This window comes from Listeria grandensis (assembly GCF_014322885.1).
Classification (GTDB): Bacteria; Bacillota; Bacilli; order Lactobacillales; family Listeriaceae; genus Listeria_A; species Listeria_A grandensis.
Window position 1 is genome coordinate 115,625 of the sequence record NZ_JAASUG010000004.1, and the last position, 21,878, is coordinate 137,502.

A 21,878-nucleotide genomic window follows, 5' to 3' on the forward strand; every position below is an offset into this window, starting at 1 on the left:
CTTTCTTCTTACCCAATCAGAAAATCGCAACATTATTTGGAGGTTATTATGAAAATCACAACAAAAGGCCGGTATGGCTTAACTATCGTACTTGAATTAACGCGTTGTTTCGGACAAGGTCCCATTTCGTTACGTTCCATCGCTGAGAAAAAAGGCTTATCCGAACATTACTTAGAACAACTCATCGGCCCACTGCGCAACGCCGGAATTGTTAAGAGTATCCGCGGCGCACACGGCGGCTATATCCTAGGTGACGAACCCGCAAAAATCACAGCTGGCGACATCATCCGCACGTTGGAAGGCCCTATTGTGCTTGTCGAAAGCATCGAAGAGGAAGAAGCTGCCCAGCGCGAACTTTGGCTCCGGATTCGTAATGCCGTCAAAGAAGTGCTAGACAGCACTACATTGGAAGACTTGGCGAGCCACGGCGATGATCCATTGCTCGATGGCTACATGTTCTACATCTAAAACAAAAGAATAAAATAAGGCGAGGATCCACATTTCGATGTGAGTCCTCGCCTTATTTTCTCACAAAAAATTAACTTCTAATAAAAAGAATATTGTAATTAAAACTTCAAACAATCGCAAAAGGATATAAAGAAAGCGCTTCATGTAATATTATCTAACAAAATTTGATTTTATAGCTAAAATAGCTTGCTTTATTCTCAATTTGCAGTATTATTATCACATAAACAAAAAACAAATGTTAGATTATCTAACAAAAAGGAGAGTGTCACATGGAAGCAGTATTTATGTTTTTTTGTACCTTGTTAGTTTGGCTGATGACACCAGGGATTGCTTTATTTTATGGAGGGATGGTTAGCCGTAAAAACGTGCTTAGTACCGCAATGTACAGCTTTAGCTCGATGGCGATTATCTCTATTCTATGGGTTGTTGTTGGTTATTCCCTTGCTTTTGCACCAGGAAATGCTTTTATCGGAAGCTTTGATTGGACTTTTTTGCACAGCGTCGGGTTTGATGCCAACGCGACATACTCCGATGCGATTCCACATATTTTATTCATGATGTTCCAAATGACATTCGCTATTTTAACAGTGGCTATTATTTCTGGCGCTTTTGCGGAACGGATGAATTTTGCGGCATACTTAATTTTTATTATTTTATGGTCCTTGCTTGTTTATTCTCCTGTTGCTCATTGGGTTTGGGGCGACGGTGGTTGGTTGCGCGAACTCGGCGCGCTTGATTTTGCCGGCGGGAATGTCGTGCATATTAGTTCTGGTATTACAGGGCTTGTGCTCGCGATCGTGCTCGGGCGGCGTAAGGAAGCGGAGAATTCCTCCCCACATAATTTGCCACTCGCTTTAATTGGTGGTATATTAGTCTGGTTCGGTTGGTATGGATTCAATGTTGGTAGCGCGCTGACAATCGATAATGTCGCAATGGCCGCGTTCGTCAACACCAATTCAGCCGCTGCAGCCGGAATCGTCGGTTGGGTCGCTGTCGAATGGATGATTAATAAAAAACCGACGATGCTCGGCACGATTTCTGGCGCAATTGCGGGTCTTGTCTCCATTACACCTGCTGCCGGTTTTGTGACAGTAGGCAGTGCTTTATTGATTGGATTCCTCGGCGGCGCGATTTGTTTCTGGGCTGTATTCTGGTTGAAAGGGAAATTGAAGTACGATGATGCCCTCGACGCTTTCGGTTTGCACGGTATCGGCGGAATTTGGGGCGGCATTGCCACAGGCCTTTTCGCTACTACCAAAATTAACAAACTTGGCGCGGACGGTCTTTTTTACGGAAACGCTAGCCTACTTGGCAAACAACTCATCGCTATCGGTTCCACAGTCGTGTTCGTTGCGATTGCTACCATCATCATTATCTATGTTATCAAAATATTCATACCTATCAGAGTGGATGAAGATCAAGAATACAAAGGGCTTGACTTAACGCTTCACGGCGAAAAAGCCTATCATGAGTAAGGGGTGGTTCTATTGTCAAACTTAACAAAAATCGAAATCATTACACGTCCAAATCGTTTTTACGAATTCCAAAAAGCGCTTGCAGAAATCGGCGTTAGCGGCCTAACCGTCACGAAAGCCCTCGGTACTGGTCTCGAAAAAGGTTTAATCGAACTGTATCGCGGCAAAAAGAAAGAAAATAATATCCACGAACGCATGAAAATCGAAATTGTTGTCAGCACCGTGCCAGTCGAAGCCGTGCTAGAAGTTGTCAAAAATACTCTACGAACCGGCGAGCCTGGCGACGGTAAAGTCTTCATTTATCCCGTTGCTGAAGTCATTAAAATAAGCACCGGCGAACGTGGTGTCGATGCCCTACAAGACCATCCCAAGGAAAAATAGCCTTCAAAATGAGATGCGGATAAAGAAATAGGAACTAATTCTAAAAATACAATGAGAAATCGCGTTTTCCCCTTCCCGAAACGAAAAACAGCGCTTATAATAAAGAAGTAGCTAAAATGGATGTTTTTATATATGAAGGAGAGATAGACAAAGATGCGAAAGATCCCCTTTTTTACAATTATCGCGATTGTTTTTTTAGCAGGAGGTTACTATTTTCTGCAAAACTCCGCTTCCCCGATAGATGTTTCTTTTAATTTTCTAGTCACTCAGAAGAATGACGATAATTCCATTTCAGGAAACATTGAAGGAGCAGGTAGCAAAAAGATTAAGCTTAGCCTTGACGAATCACAATGGGATTCCATCAAAGTGGGCAATCGCTATACTGTAGAAGCCAAGTTTTATGATAAACATAAAGTGAGTGACAAAGAAAAGAAAACGCTAGAAGGCCCGTTTTGGTCCAACGATGCCAATACCGGTATCTTAGCGAATGATGTCGAGGTCACGATGATCGACACTTTCCCGGCAAATTAAAAGAGATGTTATCCGATTTTGATTGGACAACATCTCTAGAACCGTAGGCAAAGCGCTGCATTGCGTTGCCTGCGTTTTTTTGTTTTACATACATTTCAAAGCTAACCCGATTGTCAAATTTAATTCCGTAATCCTTATTCTGCTTTCTTCGCTTCGATCGCAAGCTCTAACTCAGCCAATTGGGCTGCACTTACTTCACTTGGAGCATTTGTTAGCGGATCAGCTGCACTTCCTGTTTTAGGGAAAGCAATCGTATCACGCAAATTATTCCGACCAGCAAGAATCATGATAATGCGGTCTAACCCTAGCGCAATTCCACCATGTGGCGGTGTTCCATATTCTAACGCCTCAAGCAAGAAGCCAAATTGTTCTGTTGCTTCTTCATCCGTGAAGCCTAGCGCGCGGAACATTTGTTGTTGCATGTCTTTTTTATAAATACGGAGTGAACCGCCGCCGATTTCATAGCCGTTTAGCACGATATCGTAGGCTTCTGCCATCGCTTTTTCTGGTGCGGTTTCAAGCAAGGTTGCGTCTTGTGGCATCGTGAACGGATGGTGCGCAGACACGAAGCGTTTTGCTTCTTCATCATACTCAAATAACGGCCAATCCGTGACCCATAAGAACGCTAATTCATTTTGATCGATTAAATCAAGCTCTTGACCAAGTTTCGAACGGAGAGCGCCTAGCGATGCTGCTACTACTTCTGCTTTATCAGCCACAAATAGTAGCAAATCGCCAACCTCTGCATCTAAAACGCCTGCTACTGCCGCTTGATTTTCTGGCGTGAAGAATTTCGCAATCGGCCCTTTGAAGCCGTCCTCTTCCACTTTCATCCAAGCAAGGCCTTTCGCGCCGTATCTGCCGACAAACTCACCTAGTGCATCGATATCTTTACGTGAATAGCTCGCCGCTGCGCCTTTCGCATTGATGGCTTTTACTTCGCCACCATTTTCAATCGCATTCGTGAATACTTTGAAATCAACATTTGCCACTGCTTCTGCCATGTTTTTCAATTCTAAACCGAAACGTACATCCGGCTTATCGCTACCAAAACGATCCATCGCTTCTGCGTACGTCATGTGCGGGAACGGTTTCTCGATTTTGATTCCCTTCGTCGCTTCTACAACCGCAACCAACATTTCTTCGGTAATCGCTTGAATTTCCTCTTTTGTCAGGAAACTTGTCTCTAAATCGATCTGTGTAAACTCCGGCTGACGATCGCCACGCAAATCCTCATCACGGAAACAACGCACCACTTGGTAATATTTATCAAAACCAGCAGACATCAACAACTGCTTCAAAATTTGTGGTGATTGAGGTAATGCATAGAAATTACCAGGATACACACGACTCGGCACCAAATAATCACGCGCACCTTCTGGCGTACTCTTCGTCAAATACGGCGTTTCAATATCAAAAAAGCCCATTTGATCTAATTTTTGACGGAATGTTTTTGTCGCTGTATGACGCATTTGGAAAATCTCGTTCATCTCTGGGCGACGTAGGTCTAAATAACGGTACTTCAATCGTAGTTCATCGGAAACATTGACACCATCTTCAATATAAAACGGCGGTGTTTTCGAAGCGTTCAACACCTCGATCTCCTCTGCCAAAACTTCGATGCGACCAGTTTTCAATTTATCGTTGACCGCTCCTTCACTGCGCGCTGCGACTGTACCAACAACTGTTACAACAAATTCGTTACGAACAGACTCCGCAATCGCTAGTGCATCAGCAGAAAAATCCGGATTAAAAACGACTTGGACAATCCCTTCCCGATCGCGTAAATCAATAAAAATGAGACCGCCTAAGTCTCGACGCTTTTGTACCCAACCGTGCAAGGTTACTTTTTCACCAATATGTCTTTCGGTTACATCTCCGCAATATAATGATCTTTTCTTCATTGTTTTTCCCCCTTTAATTGCTTATATGCAGTCTCTAAACCAGCCGTAACAGCCTCCAGACGAATCTCCATCTGTACCCCTGTCTGCATATTTTTCAGTTGACAAACACCATTTTCTAGCTCTGAATCTCCTAAAATCATGGTAAATTGTGCGTTTTTACGATCGGCGTCTCTTAATTGCCCTTTCATCTTGCGACCCATGTAATCTTTTTCTGCGCTAAAACCGGCTAGGCGTAACTCGTTCACGATTGTTACAGCTTTGATTTCGGCACTTTCCGTCGCCGTTACCACATAGCAATCTAATTGGCGTGTCACAGGAAGCTCAATGTTTTCCACATCAAGGGCAGCAAACAAGCGCTCGACGCCAAGCCCAAAGCCAACACCTGGTGTTTCTGGGCCATCAAATTCCTGTACCAATCCGTGATAGCGACCGCCACCACAAAGTGTAGATTTCGCGCCAAACCCTTCTGCCGTACTCATAATCTCGAATGTCGTATGATTGTAGTAATCCAAACCACGAACAAGCGTCGGATCGACTGTATAAGCAATGCCTAAAGCATCCAAATACGCCTTCACTTTCGCAAAATACGCCGTCGATTCCTCATTTAGAAATTCTAAAATCGATGGTGCCGTTGCAATAAGCGGATGCGCATGGTCCACTTTACAATCCAGAATACGCAACGGATTTTTATGCAAACGCACTTGGCAATCTGCGCAAAATTCGTCAATCTGTGGCTCGAAATGCGCGACTAGAGCATCTTTATGCTTCAAACGACTTTCCTTATCGCCCAAGCTATTGATGACCAATTCAATGTTTTGGAGACCAAGCTCCTTGTAAAACGTCATCGCAAGCGAGATAACCTCCGCATCAATCGCTGGATCATTACTGCCTAGTGCTTCAAGCCCCATTTGCGTAAATTGGCGTTGTCTCGCGCCCTGTGGTCGTTCGTAACGGAACATTGGCCCTGAATAGTAAAGTTTGACAGGCTGATTCACTTGTCCGAATAATTTATGTTCGACGAATGCCCGTACAACCGATGCCGTACCTTCTGGGCGCAATGTTAAGCTTCTATTTTTTTTATCCTCGAACGTGTACATCTCTTTAGATACTATATCTGTCGTATCGCCCACACCGCGTTGAAATAGCTCGGTATGCTCAAAAATCGGCGTCCTGATTTCTTCATATTGGAACCTCTCACAAATCGATTGGAAAACGCGCTCTACATAATGCCACTTCTCTACTTCTCCAGGTAAAATATCGCGCGTTCCTCTTGGCAATTTCATTTGCATACTTCAAATCCCTCCTAAAAATTACGATAGTGCCGTTGACTTTGATGGTTTAACTGTTTTTAAAAATGAGTGATGGGGTTACTTTCCTCCAAGCTTCCCGTTAGGCAAGAATATTTCGTGAAAATATTTGGTTCTTCACTGTGCAATTGTTCGGCGTTTGTTCCATCGTGAGAGCCACTGGTGGATTACATGCTCGCTACGCTCGCATGCATACTGAGGCTCTAACTCAGCTAGAGACGCTTCGTAAGAGCCTCAGCAACAACAAATAACCCCCATCCCTCGTCTTAACTAAATAAAACAAGGGACGAGAGTTAACCCGTGGTACCACCCTAAATTGAGAAACCATATAGCTCCTCCACTCAAAAACAGTTAACGCCTGTTAACGTTCTTACTTACTTAGCACTAAGTGCGCTTGTTCAGTAAGAAGCCTCGGGAGTGTCTTTTTGACAGTTTAACTGCAATAGGTTTTCCAGCCTAAGAACCTATCTCTCTTACCAGCAAATGCTTGCCATACTTTTCTCCGTCATCGGTCATCTATTAATTACCCTTAAGACTACTAGAATTTGCCTAGAAAGTCAATAATGTTTTTAAAATAAATCGCGAAAAGATAGGTTTAGTGTTTCATAATAACATGTTTTATGATAATCTTTCTATAAGTAGTTATTTTTATAGGGGTATAGGTGGTGTCCATTGATGAAAAATAAGTTCCTGTTTATAACCGTGCTATCATTCTTACTCATCGCAGCTGGCGTATTATCTACAATTGCGATGGCGAACGCTAACACGGTGCAAGTAAAAGCCGAAGTTCTAAACGTCAGAAGCGGACCAGGACTCGCATTCGACGTCACATCACAAGTCAGAAAAGATGAAATCCTCAATGTAATCGATGAAGAAAATAAATGGTATAAAGTTCGGTTAAGCGACGGTCAGAGCGGTTATGTGGCCAGCTGGCTCGTGAAAAATATCGATGTCAGTGCTTCTAGTAATAGTTTAGCCACCGTGACCAGTGATGGTAGCTTGAACGTTCGTAGCAAGCCATCAACCAATGCTAAAATTCTCGGAAGCCTTAAAGGTGGCGATCAAATCACTGTGACAAGTCAATCCAACGGCTGGACTCAAATCCAGTACCAAGGTCAGACCGCATGGATTAATTCGTCCTACATCAAGATGCAAGAATCGGCAACAAAAGAATCCAAAAACAGCTTACAAACACTTACTATCAGGTCTAATGGTACCAATATTCGCTCTGGTCCAAGCCGAAATAATAGCACCGTTGAGAAAGCTGATTCTGGAACAGTCTACAATATTGATGGCGTTCAAGGGGATTGGTACCAAATCACTACATCTTCCGGTCAACAAGGCTATGTGGCTAACTGGGTTGTCGACGTTTCTAATTCCAAAACAAAGAAGGCCGCAAAGTCGAAAACAACTTCACTCGCCGAAGCTACCATCGTTATTGATCCTGGTCACGGAGGAAACGATCCTGGCGCCAAAGGAAAAAATGGTACTATTGAAAAGAAAGCAACATTAAAAACTGCCAAAGCCGTAGCAGCTCGCTTAGAACAAAGCGGTGCGAAAGTTATTTTGACGCGGAGTAGAGATGAATATATCTCCCTCAAAGATCGTGCGAAAAAAGCCGAAAAGTATAACGCGGATGCCTTCGTCTCCATTCATTTTGATTCTGTGGAAGATGCTAGCGATTCAAGCGTTAATGGTCAGACAACATATTATTACAAAAATAAGGATCAAAGCTTAGCAGAAAGCATAAACGAAAGTCTTGCGAGTAACCTATCCAGCAAAAACCGCGGCACCCGTTCTGGTGACTTCTATGTGTTACGCGAGAACACCCAGCCGTCCGTGCTACTCGAACTTGGCTATCTCAGCTCAACCATTGATGAGCAAAAAATGAACTCCGATGGTTTTCATGAAGAAGTTGCCAACTCGATCTACGAAGGCTTAAGTAATTATTTTAAAAACTAAACAAAGTGCCTCACGGGCTTGTCCAACTTTTCGAAGACACAAAAAAATGCGCTATCAAGATTCTAAAAAAATCTTGATAGCGCATTTCTTCATTTCCCAAGTAACTCCTGTGAATCTAGAATAATCGTTACGGGACCATGGTTTACAATACAAACATCCATCGATGCCCCAAAAACTCCCGTCTCCACGACCAATCCATGTGCTGCGAGCATTTTGTTAAACAAATCATATAAATCCGATGCTACGTCAGGTGGCGCGGAATTCGTAAAACTCGGGCGCCTCCCTTTCTTCACATCAGCATATAGTGTAAATTGCGAAACGCTAAGAATCGCACCACCAAAATCTTTAATAGACAGATTCATCTTATCCGCTTCATCTTCAAAAATACGCAATCCCACGAGTTTATGAACAATATATGCCACATCTTCCTCTGTATCGCCATGTGTGAAACCAACAAGCAAGCAAAGCCCGCCCGCGATCTCACCCACATTTTCATCATCAATCGTTACGCTCGCTTCATAACAACGCTGTGCCACAACTCTCATGACGCATTCCTCCAGTCACTATCAATTCATTAAGCGTCTCACTGTATACACATCAGGAACCTGCTTAATTTTATCAACGACCCGCTGCAAATGATTAATATTGTGAATCTGAAGTGTTAGAACGAGTGTTGCCATTTTATTATTATCTACCTTTGCATTGACACCGTTAATATTACTTGTCAGACTGTTCACGACTTGTAAGATATCATTTAGCATGCCATTGCGATTATAGCCAAATACCTCGATATCCACGTTATAGTCGGTTTTAGCCGTCATATCGGTGTCTTCCCACTCCACATCAATTAAACGCTCCGTATCAGGACCATTGACATTCGGACAATCCTTTCGATGAATCGAAATCCCGCGGCCTTTCGTAATATAACCAACTATTTCGTCGCCAGGCACTGGATTACAACATCGTGATAAGCGAATCAATAAGTTGCCAACACCTTGAACAACGACGCCAGCATTATGCTTGATTTTCAAACGCTCGTTATTACTATCAGTAGGATTTTTCGCCTTTGCTTCGACTTTATTCAATAATTTCTCGGTTTGCTCCTCCAGTTCTCGCTCGCGACGCTCTTTCTCCGTCAACCGGTTCGCTACTTGGAGCGCTGTAATGCCATTGTACCCAACCGCCGCAAACAAATCATCTTCATGACTAAAATTCAAGCGTTCGGCTAGCTTATTAATGTTCTCGGTCGTCATCACTTTCTTCGGCTCAAAATCAAGATGGCGCAATTCCTTCTCGACCATATCGCGACCTTTTTCAACATTCTCTTCTTTCGCTTGACGTTTAAAGAACTGACGAATCTTGTTTTTCGCTTGTGACGTCTGCACAAGTTTCAACCAATCACGACTCGGTCCATACGAATGCTTCGATGTCAAAATTTCAATGATATCGCCTGTTTTTAATTTATAATCAAGCGTGACAATTTTGCCGTTAATTTTAGCGCCTATTGTCTTATTTCCGATTTCTGTGTGGATTCGGTACGCAAAATCAAGCGGTACAGAACCATTTGGTAGTTCGAAAACATCGCCTTTTGGTGTAAAAACGTACACAACATCCGTAAACAAATCGAGTTTCAGTGATTCCATGAATTCTTCTGCATTCTCTGATTCATTCTGATATTCAATAATTTCGCGGAACCAGCTCATTTTATTATCAAAGGAAGTCTTCGAATTGATAACTTTCCCCTCTTTGTAAGCCCAGTGTGCCGCAACCCCATATTCTGCGATTTGGTGCATCTCCAGTGTTCGAATTTGCACTTCGAGTGGCTCACCTTGAGGCCCGATTACCGTCGTATGAAGCGATTGGTACATATTGGATTTCGGCATCGCAATATAATCTTTAAAACGGCCTGGCATCGGCTTCCATCGCGTATGGATAATACCTAAAACAGCGTAACAATCCTTGATACTATCCACTAAAATCCGGACCGCCAACAAATCGTAAATTTCATTGAATTGCTTATGTTGCTCTGACATCTTGCGGTAAATCGAATAAATATGCTTTGGTCGACCAGAAATATCCGCCTTAATATGCAGCTCATCTAGATTCTCATTCACACCGTCGATCACGTCGCGCAAATAACGCTCGCGCTCTTCCCGTTTCTGTTTCATCAAATGCACGATTCGGTAGTATTGCTGCGGATTTAAATAACGAAGCGCTGTATCTTCCAGTTCCCACTTCACACGTGAAATCCCCAAACGATGCGCAATCGGTGCAAAAATTTCTAACGTCTCATTCGCAATCCGGCGTTGTTTTTCCACCGGTAAATGCTTCAATGTCCGCATATTATGCAGCCTATCCGCCAATTTCACCAGCATAACCCGAATATCTTGTGCCATCGCAATAAACATTTTGCGGTGATTCTCGGCTTGCTGCTCTTCATGCGATTTATATTTGATTTTCCCAAGTTTCGTAACACCATCGACGATCATAGCAATCTCTGGACTAAACGCTTCTTCCAAGTCTTGTAATGTAATCGGCGTATCCTCGACAACATCATGCAAAAAACCAGAAGCAACGGTCGCCGGGTCCATTTCTAGATCCACCAGTATCCCAGCCACTTGAATTGGGTGAATAATATAAGGTTCTCCCGATTTGCGGAATTGATCTTTGTGCGCCTCACGTGCGTAGTCACAAGCCTTTTTGACAAGCGCAAGATGCTCCTCATTCATATAATGAGAAGCCATTTCAATTACTTGTTCCGCTGTTAAATTTTGTTCTTTAGCCATAGTCCCCACACCCTTTTCATCCCAAGCTTTATAAAGTATGTAAAAGCACCCACGAATGAGTGCTCTTTAAAATAATTCTTATCTGATATTATAACATGTTTTATGTGGCTAACAAAGCAATTTTACTGGCCTTATTAGAAAAATACACATTTTTAGAAGTCCATCAAAATAAGACGGTCATAGCCTTCTAGTTTCTTGTGACCTTCAAGCTCTGTCAACTCGATCAAGAACGCGCAGCCTGCAACAACACCGCCCAATTCTTCAACAAGCTTAATCGTCGCTTCGATCGTGCCTCCAGTCGCTAGCAAGTCATCCGTAATCAAGACGCGTTGCCCTGGCTTAATCGCATCTTTGTGCATCGATAATTTATTGGTGCCATACTCCAAATCGTATTCCATATCTACCGTTTCACGCGGCAATTTATTCGGTTTACGAACAGGCGCAAAACCAATGCCAAGTGAATAAGCAACGGGACATCCGATAATAAAGCCACGCGCTTCTGGCCCAACGATAACATCAACGCTTAATTTTTTTGCGTATGCTACAATTTGATCCGTTGCGAATTTGTAAGCTTCCCCATGACTCATAAGCGGCGTAATGTCTTTAAAAACAATACCCTCTTTCGGCCAATCATTGACAATCGCTACATAATTTCTCAAGTCGTTTAAGTTCATTTTACTATTTCCTCCAAAATTGAATTCCCCTTCGAATTCATCAACTTTTCAATCCAATCGTACAATTCGTTGTAGTTAGAGTAGAGTAATTTCTGCTCCATCGCAATCCGATATTCTCGAGCTTTATAGACACTCGACTCCTCTAGATTACGCTTTTCCCCAACTTCATTCAAACTAATCACGCCATCCTCCATTGTAGCAAAATTTAGATCAAAAAACACGCGTGACATAAACTCGATCTGATCATTCGTCCAATTAAACTGTTTACAAAGGCGCGACATGTTTTGTGCGAGTGAAAATGGTTGGTGTTTTTTAAGCACCGCATAGAGTTGTGCAAAATGTTGTCGACTCGGCATCGAAGCGATCGCATTGCCGTTTTCAGCCGCAATGTGAAGATAAATCCGGTCCGCTTCCGTGTTCGCAACAATCGCTTCAAGCAACGCCACATCATCTGGCATATCCGCAAAAATTAAATCTTTGGTAGCAGCATCTACAACATCTGTTGTGGTATCAATCTGCGCACAAACAAGATTGGCATTCGCCGCTAGTAACTTTTCTCGCGTTGCCGTTTGGAAGCAGACAAAAACTTTATCCGCTGTACTACCTGCTTGCAATAGTTTTTCCCATTCTGCACGACTTCGCACATCAAACAACTGCCAATGCCCTATTTTCAAATCTACAATCCGAAGTTGCGGCTTGCGCATATTATTCCACTCATTGATCGATAGCTCGCCAACCACATCCACTTTTGCCATCGGAGAAATTTTTTCAACAAGTTCGCCAGTCCCGAAACCAACCGCGTCAATTGCAGCTCCTGAATCTGCTGTGATTGCAGTCTTCAAATGCGTCTTATCCGCACCAATTCGCTTCGTACCGCTCAATTTCACGCCTTCTAATGCAAAAACTGGCTTCGGATTATCCGTCCCGAACGGCGCCAACTTGTTCAGCTGAGCAATAAACTCAAGGCTCACCGTTTCAACTGGAATTACTTCTTCCACTCGTAAAATAGAAACAAAATCATCCGCCGTCAACGTTTCCCGCGCCAGTTGTGCTAAGTTCTCACGCAACGCACCAATATCCGCCATATCAAGCGTCATACCAGCAGCCATCGGATGTCCACCAAACGCTTTCAGCAACGTCTGATTCGCGTCCAGCGCCTGATACAGGTGAAATGCCTCGATGCTACGTCCGGAACCTTTCGCCATTCCCGTCACCTCATCGATGCCAAGCACAATCACAGGCCGCGCATAGCGATCCACTAACCGTGATGCCACGATTCCAACAACACCAGGATTCCAACCCGCTTTCCCGATCACCAACACTTCATTCCCGTCACCGAGATACTCCGCCTCAATCATCGCAATCGCCTCTTCCGAAATTTGCGCAACAATCGTTTGCCGTTCCTTATTCGCCTCATCAATCTCTTCTGCTAAGAAAGCCGCCTCTTCCGGGTCTTCTGTGAGCAACAAGTCCGCTGCCGGATCCGCAGGGCCAAGACGTCCAACCGCATTCAATCGTGGCGCAATCATGAAACCAATCGTTTCTTCGTTCGCCTCAGGCAATTTCGTGCTCGCCAATTTCGCCAAAGCCGCCACACCGATATTCGCATTTTCACGCAAAACGCGCAGTCCTTTTTGCACGAATAGTCGATTCTCGTCCGTTAGTGACACAAGATCTGCCACCGTCCCAATCGCTACTAAATCGAGCAATTCCGCCGGTTCCTCGCCTAGAAGCGCGTGAGCAAGCTTGTAAGCCACTCCTACACCCGCTAAATCAGGAAATGGGTAATTGGACTCCGGATGCCGCGGATGAATCACAGCGACCGCCTCAGGCATCGTATCCTTCGCCTCGTGGTGATCCGTCACAATCACATCCAACCCAATCGTTTTCGCGTGCTCCATCACCTCAAGCGCCGCAATTCCGTTATCCACCGTAATCAACAGGTCCACGCCACTTTCCTTCGCCTCCGTAAACGCCGCCACATTCGGCCCATAGCCTTCCGTAAATCGGTTCGGAATATAAAAATCAGCATTCGCGCCGAGCTTCCGTAATGTCTTTAGCAGCACCGCTACACTCGTCACACCATCCGCATCATAATCCCCATAAATAAGAATGTGCTCCTCCGCCTCAATTGCCTGCTTAATTCGATCGACCGCAAGCCCCATTTCCGCTAGCAAAAATGGATCATATGCCGCATATTTATCCGGATTTAAAAATTTATCCAATTGCCCCGCAGTCGTGACCTTACGACGCGCAAACAATTCCGCCATCGGTATCGTGCATTTTAATTCCTCTGCTACTTGTTGCATCGCCGTAGCGTCGCTTGTTTCAATCTGCCATTTATATTTAGAATGAATCATGAATATACCACCCCTCAACCTTACCCATTATACCGAAAAACACCAAAAATGTACACGCCATAAAAAAAGACCACCAACAAAGCAGTGATCTTTCTCTATTCGGTTTTAAACGGTTGGCTTAGGCTCGCTATCCGCAACTTCCACTTCTGAAACCTTCACTTTGCGTGACTTCTCAGCAGCAAGCGAACGTTCCAATTCCTTTTTGGCAGACTCGAGCGTCTTGATTTGCTTTTTCATCGAATTGACGCGAACAATATTCATACAGAAGAAAATCAAGCCCCCCACTAGAACCGATCCTAAAATAACGAGAATAAGCGGCCACTCCACCTTCGCGAACAAGAAGTTCACCTGTACCGAATCAACATTCACAATTGCAAAAATCGCAATAATAATAGCTAAAATAATCCCAACAATAACTTGCCATTGTACTTTCATTGCAAAAACCTCCTTCTTCCATTTATCAAATACCCGCAAAAGCACGCGTTTAATCCCATGATTCTTGTCTATACAATAAATCTAAATTTTTCAAATCACGCGTTCCCCACTGGACGTCCACAATCGACACACGTTCAAAATGAATCTCACCATAGGAATTGGCGTTATCATCAAAGTCTTCCATCACGATATGATCCTTCGCAATTTGGCGAACATACCCATTCAGCGTTTCCCGTTCGTCATCCTGGTCCAAATCCACCGAAATAGGGGCTTTGTGCGCGAGCGCCATTTGCAATCCATTCTCAAACAGATTCCCAAACGTACTCACATCAAACCTCTCGTGCTGCTCGTGATGTAGCGCATACAGCCGCTCCATCCTCGTCCCAGAAAGACCACCAGTATCTGCACGGAAAACCAAATCCAAGCGGATAATCAGATGCCCATCCGCTCGCGCCAATCTCGTCACCGTCTCCAAAACAAGATAATCTTTCGTCACTAACTGGACAAAGCCAACATACCAGCTATCCTTTTTCGTTGCGTCGTTATAAATATAAACCATCGTTCGCGCCTTCATTGCCTTTTTCAATACACGACATAAAATCTCTCTATCCATCAAAATCTCCTCATTTCTTTCCAATCATCTGAGGACGAGCGATTTTTCTACTTTTTAAAATATTTGATCCAATTCACTTTACTTCCTCCTAAAATGAAAACACCCAAATCGCCGCATAAACAAGCGCTAAGCCACCAACAAGAAGCAACGACTTCACCACATACCACGGCAAAATTCCTAATACGATGACAATAGCCCCCAAGATAATGGATATAAAGAATGAATCCCAACCGTCAAAATCAGGACCGCCACCATCTGACCAATTCTCATGCCATCTTTTGGAATAAAACAAGCCGAGTACGAAAATCCCAATACCAATTGCTATCACTACAATCTGCCAAATCATCTGCCTATCTTTCTCCTTTATCACCATAAAAAACGCCGAATGCTTGCCTTACCTGAAAAATACTAGTCAGATAAGGTAACATTCGGCATTAGACATATTTTAGCTAAGTCTTGCCGAAAATCCGCTTATCACAGATTATACGACTGGTTGGTCTGTTCTTGAACGTTTTTTCTTCTTCTGTGTTTGAATAACGCCTTTTTTCTTCAATTCGCGTTTCTTGAATACATACCACAATTGCATAGCCATGAAGATGGAAGAGAATACACTAGAAACTAATCCAACTAATAGCGCAATCGAGAAGTTCAGAATCGACTCATTACCGAAGATGATTAAAGCGATAACCGTGAATAACACCGTCAAAATCGTATTGATCGAACGGATGAATGTTTGGCGTAAACCATGATTAACCGCAAATGAGATATCCTCTGGTTTTTTGAAACGTCCCATTTTGTAGGAAACGTCCCTGATCCTATCCGCCGTAACGATTGTATCATTGATCGAGTAACCGATGACGGTCAGCACCGCCGCAATAAATGTTAAATCAACCTCAAGCTGGAAGATACTAAAGAAGATAAAGATAATAAACGCATCAAACAGTAACGAAAGAATTGTTGCAACCCCCATCGATAGTTCGAATCGGAACGCGATATAAACAACGATTAAGAGCGAAGCAATTGCTAGTGCCCATAGACCATCTTTCGCGAGTTCCTGCCCAACTGTCGGCGTTACCGTACTAATATTCGGGTCTGTTCCGTACGCTTTCTTGAAATGCGTTTTAAACTTCGCAATTTCGTCCTGCGTTAAAGCACCCTTATAACTAATAACGGCCGTTTTATTATTGTTTTGGAAATTGACATCATCAGATGGCATATCGATTTCCTTCAAATCCTTATTGATCTGCGTTTCGGTCAATGCTTGTGTGGATGTTACTTCCGCACGCGTCCCGCTCGCAAAATCAATACCGAGATTCAACTTGAACACCGATAAAATCACAATCCCGATCACAACAATGACCGCAAAAGTCGTTAAGAACGCACGATGATGTTTTACAAAATCATATTTATCAAAATGCGTCTTCAAATCGAATGTTTGCTTGCCTTCATGTAAGTCATGGATATCCTTACGACGCACAGCAAACAGTCCTGGCTTGTTGTTCAGCGCATTACTGCTTACAAGAAGCCCCATAAGTGCTCTTGAGCCCCAAACAGCTGTTAGGAAACTCACTAAAATACTAATAATTAACACGGTCGCGAAACCTTTAATCGAGCTTGACCCGAAGTAGAAAAGAACTCCAGCAACGATCAGCGTCGAAATGTTTCCATCAAAGATAGCTCTGAAGGATTCTTTCCCACCTGTATCGAAGGCTGTTTTCGTGGATTTACCAACCTTGAGTTCTTCCCTTATTCGCTCGTAGGTAATAACGTTGGCATCTACCGCCATACCAATACCGAGAATTAATCCGGCAATACCTGGTAGTGTAAGGGTTGCATTTAACAAACCTAAAATGAGCAATACGATATACGTATAGGCAACTAAAGTGATGGAAGCAATAATACCTGGCAAACGGTATACCGCCATCATGAAGATGAAGATTGCAATAACACCCACTAGTCCAGCAACAACGGTTTCAGACAATGCATCTTGCCCAAATTGTGCGCCAACAGATGTGGAATAAACTTCGGTCAATTTAACAGGAAGCGCACCAGAGTTTAGCAAGTTTGCTAGCTCTTTCGCAGAATCCATTGTAAAACTACCCGAGATTTCTACTTTCTTCGTATCCAATTCTCGATCTACGTTTGGTGCAGAAAGGAAAGCTGGTTTTTCTTTCACACGTTCTGTTTTGTATTTCAGACCTTCTTTCCAGTCCAACCAAATAACCAATTGATTGTCTGGCGCTTTTGCAGCAATAGTTTTTGTTACGTTCGCAAATTTATCTTTGCTTTTCATTTCCAACGTAACGATTGCTTGATTTTTGTCGTTCGTAACAGCTTTGGCGCTACCTGGTACAAGATCACTACCATCCATCATCAGTTTATCGTTAGCATCACGGAACGATAAGACTGCTTGCGTGGATAGAATTTTTCGTGCTTCTGTTTGATCAGTTACACCCGCGAGTTGGACACGAATACGGTTTCCACCCTCGATAGTAATAACAGGCTCTGTAACCCCTAAAGTATTAATACGTTGATCCAATGTTGCCACTGTTTCTTTCAGCGTTTCATTGGTTACTTTGCTTTTTCCATCCGCCGGTTCTACTTGGTAAAGTACCTCAAACCCACCTTGCAAATCAAGCCCAAGATTAATTTTATCTAGGACGGGTTTTGCAGTGAGAATGACTGTTCCAAAAATAATTGCGACGATCAGGAAAAATGTAATTATCTTACTCTTCTTTATCATTTCTTTCTAATTCCTCCCTCATCTACTAACAACAGACACCTTTAAAGATGCCATTACGCTATGTAGAATGCTACTCTTGACCATCCAGTTGAAGCGATAAAGTATCAACATTCGCTTCGTCCTCTGACGGTCCGATTGTTATAAAGTCCATTAATGATGCTATTTTCATTTGTAAAATGTCGTGAATGCGTTGATGCAAACGCGGATTCTCTTGACCCTTCCAAACAACTTCAACCAAAAAAGACCAAATATGTTCCGCTTTAATTTCACGATACCCCATAAGTTTAAAATCTTCTACTCTAATTAAAATTGCCGTTTCTAATTGGCTATACCATTCTTTGTCGGATCCCATCCTCATTCTCACACCTTCTTTTTCAAACAACATAGATTCATTTTATCTAATTATGCAGTAAATGGGAAGCATAATCTTCAAAAAAACGAAATCTTTATTCCGAGTGCCCCCACAAAGTAGTCACTCTTTCCTCTAAAATCCATTTTTTTTGCCTAGCGATATTTCTGTATACCCGTATATTTATAAGAAAAAACAAGCCAATACAAGGAATTTAATCCATGGCTTGTTTTTCAAGAAAAGAAAAGCTTATTTTTTCTCTGTATCTACTTCCGTTTCAGTTACTTCTTCCACTTCCGCTTCAACTACTTCTTCCTCAACTGCGTCTGCCTTCGCTAAAACAGTACGAACTGCATTGCGATCAAAAGTTAGTTCACTTCCAGCACAATCAAGTACAACATTGCCATCTTCAATTGCTACAACTGTACCGTGCAATCCTCCGATAGTAATGATTTTATCGCCTTTAGCCAAACTGCTTTGCATCGAATTTACTTCTTTTTGACGTTTTTGTTGTGGGCGGATAAGCAAGAAGTAGAACAATACGATCATTAATAATAAAGGTATTAACATTGCCATGTTTTTATTCAGCTCCTTTCATTTTTATTCTATATTAGAAATTTTTCGCATTCGGACCATTAAGGCCATACTGCTCAAAAAATTCTTCCCGGAAATCAGCAAGGCGGTCATTCATGATGCTTTCGCGAACTTGCTCCATTAAGTTTAACAGAAAATGTAGATTATGATAAGTGGTAAGCCTAATTCCAAATGTTTCATCACAACGAATCAAATGACGAATGTAGGCGCGCGAATAATTTTTGCATGTATAACAATCACAAGCTTCATCGATTGGTCGGAAATCACGTGCAAACTTAGCGTTTCGAACAACGAGCCTACCTTGACTTGTCATACACGTCCCGTTTCGCGCAATACGCGTCGGAAGGACACAGTCAAACATGTCAATACCGCGAATGACGCCATCGATAAGTGCATCAGGAGAACCAACTCCCATCAAATAACGCGGCTTGTTCGCTGGCAACAATGGTGTTGTATATTCTAACACCTCATTCATAATGTCTTTGGGCTCACCAACCGATAAACCACCAATCGAATAACCAGGAAAATCCATCGATACAAGATCACGGGCACTCTGCTCACGTAAATCTTTATACGAACCACCTTGTACGATCCCAAAAAGACCTTGATCATGTGGACGAGCATGTGCTTTTAGGCCACGTTCAGCCCAGCGAGACGTTCGCTCAATTGATTTTTTCATATAATCATGCGTTGCTGGATACGGTGGGCATTCATCAAACGACATCATAATATCCGATCCTAGCGAGTTTTGAATTTGAATCGCTTTCTCCGGTGAAAGGAACAGTTTGTCCCCGTTCAAATGATTGCGGAAATGGACGCCCTCTTCCTTAATATCGCGCATATCGCTCAAGCTAAACACTTGATAACCGCCAGAATCCGTCAAAATCGCCTGATCCCAGTTCATAAATTTATGAAGACCACCAGCTTCTTCAATCAAATCTTCACCAGGTCGCAACCACAAGTGATACGTATTGCTCAAAATGATACCAGAACCCATCGCTTTTAACTCTTCAGGAGACATCGTTTTAACTGTTGCAAGCGTTCCAACTGGCATAAACATAGGTGTATCAAACGAACCGTGCGGCGTATGTATCTTGCCCAAACGTGCACCTGTTTGTTTATCTGTTTTTATTAGTTCATAGGTAATCGCAGCCATTTTCTACCTCTTTCTATTTGTTATATCCACATCATAGCATATCTAAAAAAGCACTGAAAAACAAGTCTTTTCTAGTAAAAAAATAAATTAAGCATAAATAAACATCGCGTCGCCGAAACTAAAGAATCGATATTCTTGCGCAACCGCATGCTCATACGCCGTCATAATTTTCGCACGATCAGAAAGAGCACTCACAAGCATAATTAGCGTCGATTTCGGCAAATGAAAATTCGTAATTAGCGCATCAACGGCCTTAAACTCATAGCCTGGCGAAATAAAAATATCCGTCCAACCACTATCTTCCCGCAGTTTTCCGTCAAACTTCGTGGCAATCGTTTCCAATGTTCGAATCGACGTCGTACCAACCGCAATGATTTTACCACCGCTTGCTTTCACATCTGTCAAAACCTCTGCAGCATCTGCCGTTAAACGATAAAATTCGGAATGCATCTTATGATTAGCCGTATCTTCCACATCTACCGGCCGAAACGTTCCCAATCCTACATGCAAGGTCAAAAACACCACTTTCACACCTTTTTGGCGCACCTGTTCCAGCAAATCTTGCGTAAAGTGCAAACCAGCTGTTGGCGCTGCCGCTGAGCCATTTTCACGAGCAAAAACAGTCTGGTAGCGATCCTGATCCGCCAGCTGCTCCTTAATATATGGAGGTAGAGGCATTTCGCCTAACCGCTCCAAAATTTCATAAAAAATACCACTATATTCAAATTGCAAAATTCGACCGCCGTGTTCCAGCTCTTCTAAGCAAACCGCCGAAAGCTCGCCGTCGCCAAACTGAATACGCATCCCTTTTCGAATGCGCTTCGCTGGTTTCACAAGCGTTTCCCAAGCATCGCCTTCCGTTTGTTTCAGCAACAAAACCTCCATATGCGCGCCTGTTTCTGCTTTTTCTCCATGAAGCCGCGCCGGCAACACTCGCGTATCGTTCAAAACAAGTGCATCGCCAGCGTTCAGGTGCTCCAAAATCGCTGGAAAATGCTTATCCTCGATCGCGCCCGTCTCCTTATTCAATAGCATCAACCGACTCGACGTCCGATCAAGCAATGGCGTCTGCGCAATTAATTCCTCTGGTAATTCAAAATCAAAATCCTCTACTCTCATCCCGACACACCTTTTCATTCACTTTTCGTTAATCCTAAATGCTCATATGCTGCATCCGTCACGAGTCTTCCGCGCGGCGTCCGCTGCAAAAAGCCAATTTGTAACAAATACGGTTCCTGCATATCTTCAATCGTTTCGCGTTCCTCACCGATACTCGCTGCAATCGTATCCAAGCCAACCGGTCCACCACGAAATGAGGCAATAATCGTCGTCAGCAATCGCTGATCAATCGTATCCAAACCACGCGGATCCACTTGCAAAAGCGTCAGCGCCTCACGCGCCAAACCTTCCGTCACTAACCCATCACTACGAACCTGCGCAAAGTCACGCACTCGTTTTAGCAATCGGTTGGCAATCCGAGGTGTCCCACGAGACCGTCTCGCAATCTCAACTGCACCATATTTCTCCACTGCCGTATCCAAAATATCCGCCGTCCGCGTCACAATCTCCGTCAACTGCTCCTCCGAATAAAATTCCAAATGATCAATCACGCCAAACCGGTCTCGTAAAGGAGCCGATAACTGACCAGCCCGCGTCGTCGCTCCAATCAACGTAAACGGAGGCAAATCCAAGCGCACCGACCTCGCCGTAGGACCCGTCCCAATCACAATATCCAAGCAATAATCTTCCATCGCCGGATATAAAATCTCCTCAATCGAGCGATTCAATCGGTGAATCTCGTCAATAAATAGCACATCCCCCGGCTCAAGCGTCGTAAGTATCGTCGCCAAATCCCCAGGACGCTCAATCGCCGGACCACTCGTCGTACGCATCGTTGTCCCCATCTCATTCGCAATGACCATCGCAAGCGTTGTTTTCCCAAGCCCAGGTGGCCCATACAACAGCACATGATCCAGCGCTTCTTCCCGCTGTTTCGCCGCTTCAATAAAAACCGCTAAGTTATGCTTCACTTTTTCTTGCCCAATATATTGCGCCAAGGTCTGTGGGCGGAGACTTTTCTCGAAGGAAACTTCCTCTTGATTCACATTTTCACCAGAAACGATGCGGTCTTCCATATCAC

General features: G+C 43.5%; 20 protein-coding genes and 1 other annotated feature. Of the genes, 5 read left to right on the forward strand and 15 right to left on the reverse strand.

Annotation, left to right across the window (positions count from 1 at the left end; all coding sequences use genetic code 11):
• Positions 1-48 precede the first annotated feature (48 nt).
• The 4 genes from cymR (at position 49) to HCJ54_RS07135 (ending at position 2,855) form a co-directional block, all read left to right on the forward strand.
• A complete protein-coding gene (gene cymR, locus HCJ54_RS07120) occupies positions 49-468 on the forward strand; it encodes a cysteine metabolism transcriptional regulator CymR (protein ID WP_036066798.1) in 420 nt (139 codons plus the stop codon).
• 269 nt (positions 469-737) lie between these two features.
• Positions 738-1,943, forward strand: coding sequence for an ammonium transporter (locus HCJ54_RS07125; protein ID WP_185409154.1), 1,206 nt, complete (start codon positions 738-740; stop codon positions 1,941-1,943).
• A 12-nt stretch (positions 1,944-1,955) separates the two neighbouring features.
• Positions 1,956-2,324, forward strand: coding sequence for a P-II family nitrogen regulator (locus tag HCJ54_RS07130; protein ID WP_036066796.1), 369 nt, complete (start codon positions 1,956-1,958; stop codon positions 2,322-2,324).
• Positions 2,325-2,477: 153 nt separating this feature from the next.
• Positions 2,478-2,855, forward strand: coding sequence for a hypothetical protein (locus tag HCJ54_RS07135; RefSeq protein ID WP_036066795.1), 378 nt, complete (start codon positions 2,478-2,480; stop codon positions 2,853-2,855).
• 134 nt (positions 2,856-2,989) lie between these two features.
• Here HCJ54_RS07135 and aspS read toward each other — a convergent pair whose 3' ends face one another.
• Together aspS and hisS are read right to left on the reverse strand one after the other, a co-directional pair.
• Positions 2,990-4,759: an aspartate--tRNA ligase gene (aspS, locus tag HCJ54_RS07140; protein ID WP_187137146.1), complete on the reverse strand. Its 1,770-nt coding sequence runs from the start codon at positions 4,757-4,759 to the stop codon at positions 2,990-2,992.
• Entirely contained in the window at positions 4,756-6,048 is a 1,293-nt protein-coding gene (gene hisS / locus HCJ54_RS07145; protein ID WP_187137147.1) for a histidine--tRNA ligase, read from the reverse strand. Before hisS ends, aspS begins: the two co-directional genes overlap by 4 nt.
• A gap of 297 nt (positions 6,049-6,345) precedes the next feature.
• Positions 6,346-6,584 (reverse strand) — a binding site (T-box leader).
• A gap of 157 nt (positions 6,585-6,741) precedes the next feature.
• Here hisS and HCJ54_RS07150 point away from each other — a divergent pair.
• The gene (locus tag HCJ54_RS07150) at positions 6,742-8,028 is read left to right on the forward strand and encodes an N-acetylmuramoyl-L-alanine amidase family protein (RefSeq protein ID WP_187137148.1); all 1,287 of its coding nucleotides are present in this window, start codon (positions 6,742-6,744) and stop codon (positions 8,026-8,028) included.
• 89 nt (positions 8,029-8,117) lie between these two features.
• Here HCJ54_RS07150 and dtd read toward each other — a convergent pair whose 3' ends face one another.
• The 13 genes from dtd to ruvB all read right to left on the reverse strand — a co-directional run bounded on the left by dtd (position 8,118) and on the right by ruvB (position 21,873).
• The gene (gene dtd / locus HCJ54_RS07155) at positions 8,118-8,573 is read right to left on the reverse strand and encodes a D-aminoacyl-tRNA deacylase (RefSeq protein WP_187137149.1); all 456 of its coding nucleotides are present in this window, start codon (positions 8,571-8,573) and stop codon (positions 8,118-8,120) included.
• Between the two features lie 21 nt (positions 8,574-8,594).
• Positions 8,595-10,814, reverse strand: a complete 2,220-nt coding sequence (locus HCJ54_RS07160; RefSeq protein WP_187137150.1) for a RelA/SpoT family protein — start codon at positions 10,812-10,814, stop codon at positions 8,595-8,597.
• A 152-nt stretch (positions 10,815-10,966) separates the two neighbouring features.
• Positions 10,967-11,488, reverse strand: a complete 522-nt coding sequence (locus HCJ54_RS07165; RefSeq protein WP_036066787.1) for an adenine phosphoribosyltransferase — start codon at positions 11,486-11,488, stop codon at positions 10,967-10,969.
• Entirely contained in the window at positions 11,485-13,848 is a 2,364-nt protein-coding gene (gene recJ / locus HCJ54_RS07170; RefSeq protein ID WP_187137151.1) for a single-stranded-DNA-specific exonuclease RecJ, read from the reverse strand. Before recJ ends, HCJ54_RS07165 begins: the two co-directional genes overlap by 4 nt.
• Before the next feature lie 105 nt (positions 13,849-13,953).
• Positions 13,954-14,283 (reverse strand): LapA family protein, encoded by a 330-nt coding sequence (locus tag HCJ54_RS07175; protein WP_036066784.1) that lies wholly within the window; start codon positions 14,281-14,283, stop codon positions 13,954-13,956.
• 49 nt (positions 14,284-14,332) lie between these two features.
• A complete protein-coding gene (locus tag HCJ54_RS07180; RefSeq protein ID WP_187137152.1) occupies positions 14,333-14,896 on the reverse strand; it encodes a hypothetical protein in 564 nt (187 codons plus the stop codon).
• An 88-nt stretch (positions 14,897-14,984) separates the two neighbouring features.
• Complete coding sequence (locus HCJ54_RS07185; RefSeq protein WP_187137153.1) at positions 14,985-15,242, reverse strand: hypothetical protein; 258 nt, start codon at positions 15,240-15,242, stop codon at positions 14,985-14,987.
• Between the two features lie 135 nt (positions 15,243-15,377).
• A complete protein-coding gene (gene secDF / locus HCJ54_RS07190; RefSeq protein ID WP_187137154.1) occupies positions 15,378-17,639 on the reverse strand; it encodes a protein translocase subunit SecDF in 2,262 nt (753 codons plus the stop codon).
• A 70-nt stretch (positions 17,640-17,709) separates the two neighbouring features.
• The gene (locus HCJ54_RS07195) at positions 17,710-17,991 is read right to left on the reverse strand and encodes a post-transcriptional regulator (RefSeq protein WP_244966917.1); all 282 of its coding nucleotides are present in this window, start codon (positions 17,989-17,991) and stop codon (positions 17,710-17,712) included.
• A 246-nt stretch (positions 17,992-18,237) separates the two neighbouring features.
• A complete protein-coding gene (gene yajC, locus HCJ54_RS07200) occupies positions 18,238-18,564 on the reverse strand; it encodes a preprotein translocase subunit YajC (RefSeq protein WP_185409166.1) in 327 nt (108 codons plus the stop codon).
• Between the two features lie 34 nt (positions 18,565-18,598).
• Positions 18,599-19,738: a tRNA guanosine(34) transglycosylase Tgt gene (tgt, locus tag HCJ54_RS07205; RefSeq protein ID WP_036066779.1), complete on the reverse strand. Its 1,140-nt coding sequence runs from the start codon at positions 19,736-19,738 to the stop codon at positions 18,599-18,601.
• An 87-nt stretch (positions 19,739-19,825) separates the two neighbouring features.
• Positions 19,826-20,857, reverse strand: a complete 1,032-nt coding sequence (gene queA, locus HCJ54_RS07210; RefSeq protein ID WP_187137156.1) for a tRNA preQ1(34) S-adenosylmethionine ribosyltransferase-isomerase QueA — start codon at positions 20,855-20,857, stop codon at positions 19,826-19,828.
• 14 nt (positions 20,858-20,871) lie between these two features.
• A complete protein-coding gene (gene ruvB / locus HCJ54_RS07215) occupies positions 20,872-21,873 on the reverse strand; it encodes a Holliday junction branch migration DNA helicase RuvB (RefSeq protein ID WP_185409168.1) in 1,002 nt (333 codons plus the stop codon).
• Positions 21,874-21,878: the final 5 nt, after the last annotated feature.

Coding starts and splice junctions, on each gene's coding strand:
- cymR (WP_036066798.1), top strand. CDS start 49: ATGAAAATCACAACAAAAGGCCGGTATGGCTTAACTATCGTACTTGAA.
- HCJ54_RS07125 (WP_185409154.1), top strand. CDS start 738: ATGGAAGCAGTATTTATGTTTTTTTGTACCTTGTTAGTTTGGCTGATG.
- HCJ54_RS07135 (WP_036066795.1), top strand. CDS start 2,478: ATGCGAAAGATCCCCTTTTTTACAATTATCGCGATTGTTTTTTTAGCA.
- aspS (WP_187137146.1), bottom strand. CDS start 4,759: ATGAAGAAAAGATCATTATATTGCGGAGATGTAACCGAAAGACATATT.
- hisS (WP_187137147.1), bottom strand. CDS start 6,048: ATGCAAATGAAATTGCCAAGAGGAACGCGCGATATTTTACCTGGAGAA.
- HCJ54_RS07150 (WP_187137148.1), top strand. CDS start 6,742: ATGAAAAATAAGTTCCTGTTTATAACCGTGCTATCATTCTTACTCATC.
- dtd (WP_187137149.1), bottom strand. CDS start 8,573: ATGAGAGTTGTGGCACAGCGTTGTTATGAAGCGAGCGTAACGATTGAT.
- HCJ54_RS07160 (WP_187137150.1), bottom strand. CDS start 10,814: ATGGCTAAAGAACAAAATTTAACAGCGGAACAAGTAATTGAAATGGCT.
- HCJ54_RS07165 (WP_036066787.1), bottom strand. CDS start 11,488: ATGAACTTAAACGACTTGAGAAATTATGTAGCGATTGTCAATGATTGG.
- recJ (WP_187137151.1), bottom strand. CDS start 13,848: ATGATTCATTCTAAATATAAATGGCAGATTGAAACAAGCGACGCTACG.
- HCJ54_RS07175 (WP_036066784.1), bottom strand. CDS start 14,283: ATGAAAGTACAATGGCAAGTTATTGTTGGGATTATTTTAGCTATTATT.
- HCJ54_RS07180 (WP_187137152.1), bottom strand. CDS start 14,896: ATGGATAGAGAGATTTTATGTCGTGTATTGAAAAAGGCAATGAAGGCG.
- HCJ54_RS07185 (WP_187137153.1), bottom strand. CDS start 15,242: ATGATTTGGCAGATTGTAGTGATAGCAATTGGTATTGGGATTTTCGTA.
- secDF (WP_187137154.1), bottom strand. CDS start 17,639: ATGATAAAGAAGAGTAAGATAATTACATTTTTCCTGATCGTCGCAATT.
- HCJ54_RS07195 (WP_244966917.1), bottom strand. CDS start 17,991: ATGGGATCCGACAAAGAATGGTATAGCCAATTAGAAACGGCAATTTTA.
- yajC (WP_185409166.1), bottom strand. CDS start 18,564: ATGGCAATGTTAATACCTTTATTATTAATGATCGTATTGTTCTACTTC.
- tgt (WP_036066779.1), bottom strand. CDS start 19,738: ATGGCTGCGATTACCTATGAACTAATAAAAACAGATAAACAAACAGGT.
- queA (WP_187137156.1), bottom strand. CDS start 20,857: ATGAGAGTAGAGGATTTTGATTTTGAATTACCAGAGGAATTAATTGCG.
- ruvB (WP_185409168.1), bottom strand. CDS start 21,873: ATGGAAGACCGCATCGTTTCTGGTGAAAATGTGAATCAAGAGGAAGTT.